Here is a 12457-nt window from a genome sequence, read left to right as displayed (position 1 = left end):
CCGGGTCAGCCAGGAGGTCATCACGGTCCTGACCGAGCTGATGGGCCGGGTCCCGGCGCAGCTGGCCAAGACCTTGACCTGGGACCAGGGCGCGGAAATGGCCGAGCACGCCACGTTCACCCTGGCCACGAACTGCCAGGTCTTCTTCTGCGACCCGCACTCGCCCTGGCAGCGCGGCTCCAACGAGAACACCAACGGGCTCCTGCGCCAGTACTTCCCCCGCTCCTCCACGGACTTCCGCAGCTACACCCAGGACGACCTCGACGCGGTCGCCCGCGAACTCAACGGGCGACCACGCGAGACCCTGGACTGGAAGAATCCCGCCCAGAAGCTGAACGAACTCCTCGTTGCATCAGCCGCTTGAAACCGCCCCCTCTGGAACCCCGAGAAACGTCCCTCTCGGCGCGGGGCGACCACCCGGCATACCCGGGTGGCTGCGAGCACTCAGCCGACGAGCCGGCGGACCTGCCGCAGCCGTGCCTGGTCGGCGAGGCTGTCGTCGGGGGTGCCGGGATCGAACACCCGGCCGGTGGCCCGCTCGACCGCCCGCGCGATGAGCGCGTCGGCGAAGGCCGGGTTGGCCGGCAGGATCGGGCCGTGAAGGTAGGAGCCGAACACGTTGCCGGTCGTGGCGCCCTCGGTCTGGTCGGTGCCGTTGTTGCCCATGCCGGAGCGGACCGTGCCGAACGGCTTCTGCCCCTCCCCCAGCACGGTGGAGCCGGAGTGGTTCTCGTAGCCGACGACCTCGCCGAACTCGGTGTCGAGCACGACCGGGCCGATCATCCGCTTGGCGTTGCCGCGGGTGGTGACGTCGAGGATGCCCAGACCCGGCAGGCTCCGGCCCTCGACGGTGATGAAGGCGTTGCCGAACAGCTGGTACATCCCGCAGATCATCAGCATCGGCGTGCCGTCCGCCGCGAGGGCCTTGAGCCGGTCGCCGTTGCGCTCGAGGTCGGCCTCCACGCGGGCCTGGCCGGAGTCCTGCCCGCCGCCGCCGACGACCAGATGGGCGTCCTCGGGGAACTCGGTGCCCGGGTGGTGCTGGTGCACGACCGCCTCGTAGCCGTGCCAGCGCAGCCGCGAGGCCAGGCAGCGGGTGTTGCCGAGGTCGCCGTAGATGCTCATCTCCCGCGGGTAGATGTGCACGAGGTTGATGCGGCCCTTGCTCACTGGGGGTCCTCCCCGAAGTTGGCGAGCCCGTAGCGCGCGGCGAGGTCGCGGCGCAGGGCCATCATGGCGGTGTAGGTGCAGAAGATGCGCTTGGGCTCGTCCGGGTATGCCGTGAGGAAGCGTTCCAGCGCCTTGTCCAGGTCGGGCTCGACCTCCTCGACGGCGACGTCGTCGTACTGCAGCCGCAGCGCCATGTCGTAGGCCCGGACCCCGGAGGTCATCGCCACGCCCCGGTCGCGCAGGCTCTCGAAGCTGACGTCGTAGAGCCAGGACACGTCGCGGCCGTCGGCGTAGTTGTCGTTGATGGCCACCATCGAGGCCACCGGCGTGGTGCCGTAGGTGCCCAGCGCCACGGTGAAGCCGGCGGGGTTCTTGACCAGCACCAGCTCCAGCGGCTGGCCGTCGGCGTCGATGATCTCGCCGCGGCCGAAGGGGGGCTGGACCTTCTGCAGCGCGGCCACGGTCGCGGCCTCGCGGAAGTCCTCGCCCAGCAGCATCCTGGCCGTGGTCGTAGCCGCGGTGGCGTTGATCATCGCGGCGAGCCCGCGCTGGCGCAGCTCGACCGGGCCGACGACGCCCTCGGCGCCGAAGCGCACCTCGAAGGAGCGCTCGTCGGCCGGCTTGAGCAACCCGTCACCGTCGGTGGGCGACGGCGCGGCCCAGTCGTCCTCGAACCGGACGTCGGCCTCCATCAGCTCGGGCAGCCGCTCGGAGATCGAGGGGTCGACGCCGAAGTAGCGCACCTCGACCCCGTCGGCGATCCGGTCGCGGATCCGCGCGACGAAGGAGTCGTCGATGTTGAGCACCACGCCGCCGGTGGTCTGCTCGGCCAGCTGCGCCAGCAGCTGGGCGGTGTGGTCGATCTCGGCGAACCGGTCGAGCTGGTCGCGGGCCACGTTGAGCAGCAGCGAGTGGGTCGGCTTGACCGCAGCGGCGAACTTGAGCGCGTGCGCCTCGTCGAGCTCGAGCACCGCGACGTCGGCATCGAGCCGGCCACCGAGGTGGATCTCGGGGATCATCGAGGAGATCACGCCACGGGTGAAGTTGCTGCCCGTCGGGTTGGTGAAGACCCGCAGCCCGTGCTCGCGCAGGATCGCCGCGAGCATCTTGGTGGTCGTGGTCTTGCCGTTGGTGCCGCTGACCACGATGATCCCGCGCGGCAGGTCGGCCAGGGCGTGCGCGAGGAACGCCGGGTCCACCCGCTCCACCACCAGGCCCGGCAGCGCCGAGCCCCCGCCCCTCAGTCTGGAGGCGGCCCGCGCCGCCTTCCCTGCCGCAACCGCCACCGAAGTCCTGAGCACGGGGCAACCCTAGCCACCCGGCATACCGGGGCTGTATGCCGTCCGCCCACCGGCCGCGATCCTCGCCCGTGCCGGCGTCACCGCCCCTAGGGTGTGCGCCATGACCGACATGGGGGTGGTGGCGCGGCCCGGGACCGGGCGCCTGCGCCTGACGATGCAGAAGAGCGCGCTCACGTGGGGGGCCCTGCTGACGCCGCAGGTGCGGGTCAACGGCTACCCGATCCCCGCGCGGTGGGGCGAGAACGTCTACGACCTCTGGGTGGGGCCGAACGCGGTCGACATCAGCTGCCAGTACCTGTGGAGCTACGGGCAGGCCTCGGCCAGGGTGGACGTGCAGGAGGGCCAGGAGCAGCAGCTGTTCTACGCGCCGCCGATGTTCACGTTCATGCGCGGCCGCATCGGCCCGGCGCGCCAGCGCCTGCCCGGCATGGTGGGTTTCTGGGCGTTCTTCGGGACGGTGGGACTCCTGGCCCTCACGCTGGTCCTGGCCGCGGTGCTGCAGTCTCCGACGGGCTGACCAAGATCCTCAGGTGCCGCCCAGCCGGTGCGGTTACCGTCTTCCCATGCCCGCGCCGACGCTCGCCGACCCCACGCCCGGCGTGCGGGCCGGACATGTGCGCTGGCTGGTCCCGCTCGGGCTGGGGCTCGCCCTGGCCCTGCTGACCGTGGCCGTGGTGACGCACAGCTGGGTGACCCGGCTCGACGCCCAGATCGAAGGCGGCCTGCCCCGGCACGGGACCTGGCCGGTCCTCGACCGGCTGGCCACGGTCGTCACGACGGTCGCCCAGCCGGCGGCGAACGTGGCCGTCGCGTTCGCCGTGGCCGTGTTCGTGGCGGCACGGACCCGCGCCTGGCGGTCCCTGGTCGCACCGGTGGCCGCCTTGGGCCTGCTCACGGCGACGGTGCTGCTGGGCAAGGTCCTGATCAGCCGTCCCGGCCCGCCCGGCAGCGAGACCGACACCGGGCTGGGCTACTTCCCCTCCGGCCACACCACCTCGGCGCTGGTCTGCGTGGGCGTGGTCGCCCTCTCGGTCGCGGCGCTCCGGCCACGGTGGCACCGCCGGGCGCTGGTGCTCATCGGCGCCTGGACGCTGCTCGTGGGCTGGGGCCTGGTGTGGAAGCACTTCCACTGGGTCAGCGACGTGGTGGCCGGGATCCTGCTCGGCACGCTCATCCTGTGGCTGACGTTCGCGCGTCAGGGCCTCCCGAGCAGGGCCTCCCCGAGCATCGGGCCGAGCAGCTCGGAGTAGGCCGCGCTCAGGTGCGAGCCGTCCCAGTAGACGGGGGTGTCACCGACCACGGCCGGGCACCGGCCCCGGTAGCAGAACCAGTCCCGCACCCCGACGTAGGACAGTCGCGCCGACCGTGCGGCCCGGGCCTCGGCGGCGTTCAGCGCGCTGCGGTCGGGGCGGACGGGGGTGGTGCAGTCCTCGGGGCTGCTCACCTTCGTCGCGCACTGGCGCGGGTCACCCGATCCCGGGGGGCTGCCCAGCACGACGGCGCGGTCGGCGGAGGGTCGGACCGAGGTGAAGAACTCGCGGGCGGCCTTCTCCCACAGGTCGGGGCGGGCCCGGTCCTTCGGCTGGCCGGTGATCTGGGAGCCGAACCAGGACCGGTCGGCGAGCACCATGAGGTCGTAGTGGTGGGAGCGCAGGTGCTGGCGGACGAAGTCCTTGTGCGCGTCGCACGCGGTGTAGGGCCGGCCCTCGTTGGTGTTGATGGTGAGCGACACGTTGGGGCAGGAGCGGTAGACGAGCATCTGGATGTCCCAGCCGTGCTTCTCCAGCCCGGCGCGCACGCCCGGCATCCAGCTGGCGGCGAAGGAGTCGCCGACGAGGACGGCGTGGTGACGGGCGTTCCTGGGGCCGTAGCGGCACTTCGCCACGTGCTCGGCGTCGTCGACGTCGGCGCAGTCCTGGTGGATCATCTCCGGCGCCCCCTCGAGGTGGTCCAGGGCGGGGTGCAGCTCCCCCCACTCCTCCGGGGCCACCGAGTGGGCGATGGCCGAGGTGAGCTCGACCTCGCCGACCGGGTTGTCCTTGTCCCGCACCAGCGGGCTCAGCACCGGCCCGGCCGCCACCGCACCGGACTGGCCGATCGTGAACGCCGACGCCGCCAGGGCGAGCACCAGGCCGGTGCCGGTGACGAGCTGGGCCGGGCGCACCCAGGGCCGGTGCCGGCGGCCCTCGCCTGTGCGCTGCCGCGTTGCGCCGGGCAGCAGCCAGCCGGATTCCAGCACCGGGCGCTCGACGAGGAAGTACGACAGGCTCGAGACCGCCACCGACAGGGCGACGAGGCCCAGGCGCACCGTCAGCGAGGGGGCGGGCAGCAGGGCCTGCGCGAGGATGAACACCGGCCAGTGCCACAGATACAGCGAGTACGAGATCCGGCCCAGGTAGCGCATCGGCGGGCTGCCCAGCGCCCAGCGCTCCGTCGGGGACCGGGGGTCGCCGCTGGTCGCGAGCAGCAGGCCGGTGGCCAGGACCGGCAGCAGCGCCGCGGTTCCGGGGAACGGCGTGGCCGGGCCGATCAGGAAGGCCGACAGCACGATCCCGGCGAGGGCCAGCCAGGCCAGGGCGGGACGGAACCGGGTGCGGGAGAACCACTGGGGGTGCACGGCCAGCACCGCGCCGACGCCGAGCTCCCACGCCCGGACGGTCGTGGAGAAGTAGGCCTGGGTGGGGTGGGCCGCCGTCTCGTGCAGCGACCACACCAGCGAGGCGCCGAGGATGGCCAGACCGGCCAGAGACAGGTAACGGGAGCCGACCCGGCGGCGCTGCCCCAGCGTGAGGGCCACGAGCACCACGACCGGCCAGACGACGTAGAACTGCTCCTCGACCGCCAGGGACCAGAAGTGCTGCAGCGGCGACTCCGGCCGGTTGGCGTCGAAGTAGTTCGTGCCCAGCGAGGCGAAGTGGAGGTTCGCGGCGAAGCCCAGCGCGTAGAGCGCGTCACGGGTCGCCTCGGCGGCCCGCGTCCCGGTGAACACCAGCCACGAGACGGCCACGGTCACGGCGAGGGTGAGCAGGGCGACCGGCATGATCCGGCGCACCCGCCGGACGTAGAACCCGCGCCACGAGATGCGCCCGGAGCGGGCGTGCTCACGGACCAGCAACCCGGTGATGAGGTAGCCCGAGATCACGAAGAAGACGTCCACCCCGACGAAACCTCCGGACGGCCACCCGGTGAGGTGGGCCAGGACCACGAGCCCGACGGCGATGGCGCGCAGCCCCTCGATGTCGGGGCGGAAGGACGGTGGGGCGGGGGTGCGGTCGCGGCGGATCGTGTCCGTCGTGCTCACAGGGTGGCTCCTGAGGGGGCGTTCGGGGCCATGGGTCAGCGGCGACCCTAACGGTCAGCAGCACGCCGTCGGAGCGGCTGGGGTATGCGCGGGCACGGCGGCGTGACGAGTCACACGACCGTCCCGGACGCCGGACCCCGCCACGCCGGGCGCCGCGGTCAGGCCGGGGCGCCCCGGTGGCTCACTCCCACTCGATGGTGCCCGGCGGCTTGCTCGTCACGTCGAGCACGACCCGGTTGACCTCGCGCACCTCGTTGGTGATGCGGCCGGAGATCCGGGCCAGCACGTCGTACGGCAGGCGGGTCCAGTCCGCGGTCATGGCGTCCTCGGAGGACACCGGCCGCAGCACGATCGGATGGCCGTAGGTGCGTCCGTCGCCCTGGACGCCGACCGAGCGGACGTCAGCGAGCAGCACGACCGGGCACTGCCAGATGTCGCGGTCGAGGCCGGCGGCGGTCAGCTCCTCGCGGGCGATGGCGTCGGCGGCGCGCAGGACCTCCAGCCGCTCGGCGGTGACGTCGCCGACGATCCGGATGCCCAGCCCGGGGCCGGGGAACGGCTGGCGCCAGACGATGCCCTCGGGGACGCCGAGCTCGAGCCCGACCTGGCGCACCTCGTCCTTGAACAGGGTGCGCAGCGGCTCGACCAGCTTGAACTGCAGGTCCTCGGGCAGGCCGCCGACGTTGTGGTGGCTCTTGATGTTGGCCGCGCCGGTGCCGCCGCCGCTCTCGACCACGTCGGGGTAGAGCGTGCCCTGGACCAGGAACTCCACCGGGTGACCCTCGGCGTCGGCCGACCCGACGACGTCGCGCGCGGCCTGCTCGAAGACGCGGATGAACTCCCGGCCGATGATCTTGCGCTTCTCCTCGGGGTCGGACACCCCGGCCAGCGCGGTGAGGAACTGCTCCCTGGCGTCGACGACGACCAGGTCGACCCCGGTCGCGGCGACGAACTCCTGCTCGACCTGCTCGGCCTCGCCGGCTCGCAGCAGCCCGTGGTCGACGAACACGCAGGTCAGCTGGTCGCCGACGGCCTTCTGCACCAGGGCCGCTGCCACCGAGGAGTCGACGCCGCCGGACAGGGCGCACAGCACGTGGGCGTCGCCGACCTGCTCGCGGATCGCGCCGACGAGGTCCTCGACCACGTTGGAGGCGGTCCACGTCGGCTCCAGCCCGGCGCCGCGCAGGAGGAAGTTCTCCAGCACGCGCTGGCCGAAGGTCGAGTGGATCACCTCGGGGTGCCACTGCACGCCGTAGAGCTTGCGCTCGTCGTCCTCGAACGCGGCCACCGGTGCGCCCGGGGTGGAGGCGGTGACCCGCATCCCGGCCGGCGCCTCGGAGACCGAGTCACCGTGGGACATCCACACCGACTGGTCGGCGGTCTGGCCGTTGAACAGCGTCGAGCTCGTGTCGGACACCGAGGCCATGGTCGCGCCGTACTCGCGCAGGCCGGTGTGGGCGACGGTGCCACCCAGCGCCCTGACCATCGACTGGAAGCCGTAGCAGATGCCGAACACCGGTACGCCGGCCTCGAGCAGCGCGACGTCCAGTGCCGGTGCGCCCTCCTCGTAGACCGAGGAGGGCCCGCCGGAGAGCACCACGGCGGCCGGGTCCTTGGCGAGCATCTCCGCCACCGGCATCGTGTGCGGGACGACCTCGCTGTAGACGTTGGCCTCACGCACCCGCCGGGCGATCAGCTGGGCGTACTGCGCCCCGAAGTCGACGACGAGGACGGGCCGGGCCTGCAGCGCTTCAGTCACGCGGCAAGGCTACCGGCGGCCAGCTGGCCCTCGACCTCCCGGGCCACCTTGGGCTCGACGATGAACGGGAGCACGGGGACGAAGCCCACCAGCATGATCCGGACCATCCGCGGCAGGCTCCAGCCCACCTTGAAGCCCAGGTTGGCCGTGGCGACGACGTAGACGAAGTACAGCAGCCCGTGGATCGGGCTCCACGTCTCCGACGGCTTGGCGTTGCCCAGCACGTAGTGGATGAACACCACGATGCACAGGATGAACAGCGCGACGCCGGCCACGATCGACATGACCTTGTAGTAGCCGAGGGCCTTGCGGACGGACTCCGCCCGTGCGCTGTCGATCGCCTGCTCAGACATCAGTGACCTCTTTCCGGACCTTCTGGGGGGCCGGCGCGGGCCGCGCCGGGGACTGCTCTCGGGTGTGCTCGTCGCGGACCATCCTCCACCACATGTAGAGGGCGAAGAGCGCGAAGACCCACCACTGCACGGCGTATCCCGCGTTGCGCAGGGCCAGCCCCCCGCCGGCCGGCGGGGGCGGTGGCACCCGGACGATGCCGGCCGTCGCCGTGGTCACGTCGGGCTGCTCGGCGGTGGCGAAGACGAACGCGTTGTAGATCTGCCCGCCCCAGCGGTTCACCAGGTGCGCGAGGTCGACCGAGGCGAGCTGGCCGTCCGGGAGAGCGGCACCAGTGTCGTTCGGCGACTCCGCCGGCGCCAGGCTGCCGGTCACGGTGACCTGGCCGGTCCCGGACGGGCGGCTGGCCGCCGACGGCTCGGTGACGAACCCGCGCACGACGGCCAGGCGCGCCCCGGTGCCGTCCACCACCAAGGGCGTGACGACCCAGTAGCCCCGCGCGCCGTGGAGCAGGCGAGGGGTCACGAGGACCTGCCCCGCGGCGTCGTACCGGCCGGTGGCGGTGACCCGGCGGCCGGAGCCGTCGGCGGGGAACTGTGCCTGCGGCTGCACCACCGCGTTGAGCGCGGCCACCGGGCGCTTCGGGGCAGCCTTGACCGCCTCGGCGCGGCCCCTGTCGCGGGCGACGTTGAGCTGCCACAGGCCGAGCATCGTGAAGGTGACCATGACGACCACGACCAGGGCCAACAGCCCCAGCCAGCGGGGTCGTAGGGCGGTCCGCAGCACGACCTCAGGCTAGGTGACGTGGCTGGGCGCCCGGCGACCGCCCGCCGGGGTTGACCTCAACTGCGCTTGATGTCGTCCCATCGGGTCATGCCGCCGCCCCCTCGCGCACGCCGAAAATCGGTGTCCGGGCTTCAGTCCCGACCCATACCGTGGATCCCCTGATGCAGCCGCTTCCCTACGCCGACCCCGGCGCTCCCGACCTGCGCAGCCCGGCCCGACTCCTGTGGTGGATCGCCCGGGGACAGTGGCGCACCCTGTTGTGCGGCATCTGCTTCGGCGTGGTCTGGATGGTCAGCCAGGCGCTGCTGCCGCTGGCGGTCAGCCGCGGCATCGACCAAGGGATCATCGGTGACGACACGAGCCGCCTGCTGCTGTGGGGCGGGGTGATCCTGCTGCTCGGGGCCATCGGGGCCGGCGCGGGGGCCGCCCGGCACCGCTTCGCCGTGGAGAACTGGCTGCGCTCCTCCTTCCGCTCCGTGCAGCTGATCGGCTACAAGGGCGCCGACACCGGCGAGGCCCTGCCGCGCACCATGCCGACCGGCGAGGTGGTCGCGACGGTCGCCTCCGACTCGATGCGCCTCGGTGGCCTGTACGACGTGACCGCCCGCTTCGCGGGCGCGATCGTGTCCTACGTCGTCGTCGCCGTCGTCCTGCTCGGCACGAGCCGGCCGCTCGGCCTCCTGGTGCTGCTGGGGGTGCCCGTCCTCGTGGCGTCCCTGTCGTTCATCCTGCGGCCGCTGCAGAAGCGCCAGGCCGCCCAGCGCGAGGAGTCGGGCCGGCTGACCACGCTCGGCGCCGACACCGTCGCCGGGCTGCGGGTGCTGCGCGGCATCGGCGGGGAGCAGACGTTCCTGCGCCGCTACGAGGCGCAGTCGCAGCAGGTGCGCCGGGTCGGCGTCAACGTCGCCGGCGTGCAGGCGGCCCTGGATGCCGCCCAGGTGCTGCTGCCGGGGGTCTTCGTCGTGCTGGTCACCTGGCTCGGCGCGCGGTTCGCCCTCGAGGGCACCATCACCCCCGGTGACCTGGTCGCCTTCTACGGCTACTCCGCCTTCCTGGTCATCCCGCTGCGGACCGCGACCGAGTTCGCCGACCGGGCCACCCGCGCCGTCATCGGGGCCCGCAAGATCATCCGCGTGCTCTCGGTCGAGCCCGACCACACCGACCCCGCCCCGGGCGGCGCCACCGTGCCCGAGCCCGCTGCCGGCGCCACCCTGGTCGACCCCACCAGCGGGGTGAGCATCGAGCCCGGCACGCTGACCGCGGTGGTCACCGCGCGGCCGGAGGAGTCCTCGGCCCTGGCCGACCGCCTCGGCCGCTTCGGCCACACGCGCACCCACGCCCGGCTCGACGGCGTGCCCCTGGCCGACCTGCCGCTGGCGGCGGTGCGACGGCGGATCGTGGTCAGCGAGACCGACCCGCGCCTGTTCACGGGCACCCTGCGCGACGAGCTCGACCCCCGCGGGCACCACGACGACGCCGCGATCCTGGCGGCGCTGTCCGTGGCCAGCGGCGAGGACGTGCTCGAGGCGCTGCCCGACGGCCTGGACAGCGAGGTCGAGGAGCGCGGCCGGTCCTTCTCCGGGGGCCAGCGCCAGCGGCTGGCTCTGACCCGGGCGCTGCTCACCGGGGCCGACACCCTCGTCCTGGTCGAGCCGACCAGCGCGGTCGACGCCCACACCGAGGCGCGGATCGCCGGTCGGCTGGCCCGGGCCCGGGCCGGGCGCACCACCGTGGTCATGACCGCGAGCCCGCTGGTGCTCGACCAGGCCGACCGGGTCGTGTTCCTGGAGCACGGCACGGCGGTCGCGTCCGGGACCCACCGCGAGCTGATGGCGAGCTGCACGGCATACCGCGACACCGTCGTGCGAGGGGAGGACGGCTGACATGGCCCTGACCACCGAACCGGCGACCCGCACCCTGCCGGTGGCCGACACGGCATCCGTGCGCGCCCACGCCCGCGGGCTGCTGCGCGAGCACCGGGTCGCGATGAGCCGCGTCGTCGGCCTGCACGCGCTGGCCGCCCTTGCGGCACTGGTGGCGCCGCGACTCGTCGGCAACCTGGTCGACGCCGTCACCCACGGCACGACGCAGCAGCACGTCGACACCCTGGCCCTCTGGCTGGCGGCGTCGGTCGTCGTGCAGACGGCGCTCATGTGGGCCGCGCGGCGCGAGTCGTTCGTCATGGGCGAGACGGTGTTCGCCCAGCTGCGTGAGCAGTTCGTCGCGCGGGTCACCTCGCTGCCGCTGTCCACCGTCGAGCGCGCCGGCACCGGCGACCTCGTCTCGCGCACGACCAACGACGTCGAGGCGCTCTCCCAGGTGGTGCGCTTCGGCATCCCGTCGCTGTTCGTCGCGGTCGTCACCACGGTGCTCACCGTGACCGCCGCGGTCGTCACCGGCCCGCTGGTCGCCCTGCCGATCGTGCTGGGCGTGCCGATCATGTGGCTGTCGACCCGCCGCTACCTGCGACTGGCGCCGGACGGCTACCTGCGCGAGCGCGCCACCTACGCCGTGGCCAACGGCGTCATCACCGAGACCGTCGACGGTGCCCGCACCATCGACGCCCTCGGCCTGCGCCCCCAGCGCCGCCGGCGCATCGACGAGGCCATCCGGGCCTGCTTCGACGCCGAGGTCTACACGCTGCGGCTGCGGCTGGTCTGGTTCCCGCAGATCGAGTTCGCCTACCTGCTGCCGGTCGCCGGCGCCCTCGTCTGGGGCGGCTGGCTCGTCGCCGCCGGGCACACGACCGTGGGGACAGTGACCACGGTGGTGCTCTACGTCCAGCAGCTGGCCGGCCCGCTCGACGAGCTGCTCAGCTGGCTCGACGAGATCCAGGTCGGGGCCACGTCCCTGGCCCGGGTCATCGGCATCGCCGACGTCCCGCCGGACCGCGAGGCCACCGGCGAGGAGCCGGCCGACCGCCACGTCGAGGTCGATGACGTGCGCTACAGCTACCGCTCCGGCCGCGACGTGCTCAAGGGCGTCTCCCTGTCCCTGACGCCGGGCGAGCGCCTCGCCATCGTCGGGCCCTCCGGCGCAGGCAAGTCCACGCTCGGCCGGCTCCTGGCCGGCATCGACGGCCCGCGCAGCGGCCGGGTCGAGGTCGGCGGGGTGCGCCTGGTCGACCTCGAGCTCGACCGGCTGCGCGGCGAGGTCGCCCTGGTCACCCAGGAGCACCACGTCTTCGTCGGCACCCTGGCGGACAACCTGCTGCTGGCCCGCCCCGGCGCCAGCCGCGAGGTCCTGCTCGACGCGCTGGCCGCCGTCGATGCCGCCGACTGGGCGCAGGCCCTGCCGGACGGTCTCGACACGGTCGTGGGCAGTGGCGGCCACCGGCTGACCGAGGCCCAGTCCCAGCAGCTGGCGCTGGCCCGGCTGGTGCTGGCCGACCCGCACACCCTGGTCCTGGACGAGGCGACCTCGCTGCTGGACCCGCGGGCCGCCCGCCACCTCGAGCGCTCGCTCGCGGCGGTGGTCGAGGGCCGCACGGTGGTGGCCATCGCGCACCGGCTGCACACGGCGCACGACGCCGACCGGGTCGCGGTGGTCGAGGACGGGGACATCAGCGAGATCGGCACGCACCACGAGCTGATCGCCGCCGACGGCGCCTACGCCGCGCTGTGGCGCTCGTGGCGGGACGAGCCGGAGCCGGCCGGCCAGCCGGCCGGCGGCTCGTGAGCGGGCGGGGACGGCCGGTCCGAAAACTGCTGGGAACTCGGGCAAAACCACCCGTAACCCGGGTGTCCCGGCGTCGTTTCCATGGCGGTCGGGCGCTCACGCCCTGGCCAC

At 73.2% G+C, this 12457-nt stretch carries 11 protein-coding genes; 5 read left to right on the top strand and 6 right to left on the bottom strand.

The window, feature by feature from the left end; genetic code table 11:
* On the top strand, positions 1-364 hold a 364-nt coding region (locus tag VF825_RS15585; protein WP_331114955.1), incomplete at its 5' end, for an IS30 family transposase.
* Between the two features lie 80 nt (positions 365-444).
* Here the strand turns inward: VF825_RS15585 and VF825_RS15580 are convergent.
* Together VF825_RS15580 and VF825_RS15575 are read right to left on the bottom strand one after the other, a co-directional pair.
* The gene (locus VF825_RS15580; RefSeq protein WP_331114953.1) at positions 445-1170 is read right to left on the bottom strand and encodes a cobalamin biosynthesis protein CobB; all 726 of its coding nucleotides are present in this window, start codon (positions 1168-1170) and stop codon (positions 445-447) included.
* On the bottom strand, positions 1167-2471 hold the full coding sequence (locus tag VF825_RS15575; protein WP_331114951.1) for a MurT ligase domain-containing protein: 1305 nt from the start codon (positions 2469-2471) through the stop codon (positions 1167-1169). The genes VF825_RS15580 and VF825_RS15575 overlap by 4 nt, the downstream gene beginning before the upstream one ends.
* A 100-nt stretch (positions 2472-2571) precedes the next feature.
* On the opposite strand from VF825_RS15575, the gene VF825_RS15570 reads away from it, so the two are divergent.
* Together VF825_RS15570 and VF825_RS15565 are read left to right on the top strand one after the other, a co-directional pair.
* Positions 2572-2988, top strand: coding sequence for a hypothetical protein (locus VF825_RS15570; RefSeq protein ID WP_331114948.1), 417 nt, complete (start codon positions 2572-2574; stop codon positions 2986-2988).
* A gap of 46 nt (positions 2989-3034) precedes the next feature.
* Positions 3035-3721, top strand: a complete 687-nt coding sequence (locus VF825_RS15565; RefSeq protein ID WP_331114946.1) for a phosphatase PAP2 family protein — start codon at positions 3035-3037, stop codon at positions 3719-3721.
* Here the strand turns inward: VF825_RS15565 and VF825_RS15560 are convergent.
* From VF825_RS15560 to VF825_RS15545, 4 genes are all read right to left on the bottom strand, one after another.
* Entirely contained in the window at positions 3667-5772 is a 2106-nt protein-coding gene (locus tag VF825_RS15560; RefSeq protein ID WP_331114944.1) for an acyltransferase family protein, read from the bottom strand. The genes VF825_RS15565 and VF825_RS15560 overlap by 55 nt on opposite strands.
* A gap of 181 nt (positions 5773-5953) precedes the next feature.
* A complete protein-coding gene (gene guaA / locus VF825_RS15555; RefSeq protein ID WP_331114943.1) occupies positions 5954-7531 on the bottom strand; it encodes a glutamine-hydrolyzing GMP synthase in 1578 nt (525 codons plus the stop codon).
* Positions 7528-7884 carry a DUF3817 domain-containing protein gene (locus tag VF825_RS15550; RefSeq protein ID WP_331114941.1) on the bottom strand — a complete coding sequence of 119 codons (357 nt, stop codon included), beginning with the start codon at positions 7882-7884 and terminating at the stop codon, positions 7528-7530. The genes guaA and VF825_RS15550 overlap by 4 nt, the downstream gene beginning before the upstream one ends.
* Positions 7877-8668 carry an SURF1 family protein gene (locus VF825_RS15545; protein ID WP_331114939.1) on the bottom strand — a complete coding sequence of 264 codons (792 nt, stop codon included), beginning with the start codon at positions 8666-8668 and terminating at the stop codon, positions 7877-7879. The genes VF825_RS15550 and VF825_RS15545 overlap by 8 nt, the downstream gene beginning before the upstream one ends.
* 161 nt (positions 8669-8829) lie before the next feature.
* Between VF825_RS15545 and VF825_RS15540 the strand changes: the two genes are divergently transcribed.
* The gene (locus tag VF825_RS15540) at positions 8830-10551 is read left to right on the top strand and encodes an ABC transporter ATP-binding protein (RefSeq protein WP_331114937.1); all 1722 of its coding nucleotides are present in this window, start codon (positions 8830-8832) and stop codon (positions 10549-10551) included.
* 1 nt (position 10552) lies between these two features.
* Positions 10553-12346 carry an ABC transporter ATP-binding protein gene (locus VF825_RS15535; protein WP_331114934.1) on the top strand — a complete coding sequence of 598 codons (1794 nt, stop codon included), beginning with the start codon at positions 10553-10555 and terminating at the stop codon, positions 12344-12346.
* The last annotated feature ends 111 nt before the right edge of the window (positions 12347-12457 follow it).

The organism is Oryzihumus sp. (genome assembly GCF_036391795.1).
In the GTDB taxonomy this organism is placed as follows: Bacteria; Actinomycetota; Actinomycetes; order Actinomycetales; family Dermatophilaceae; genus Oryzihumus.
This window is presented reverse-complemented; position numbering and strand designations above follow the sequence as displayed.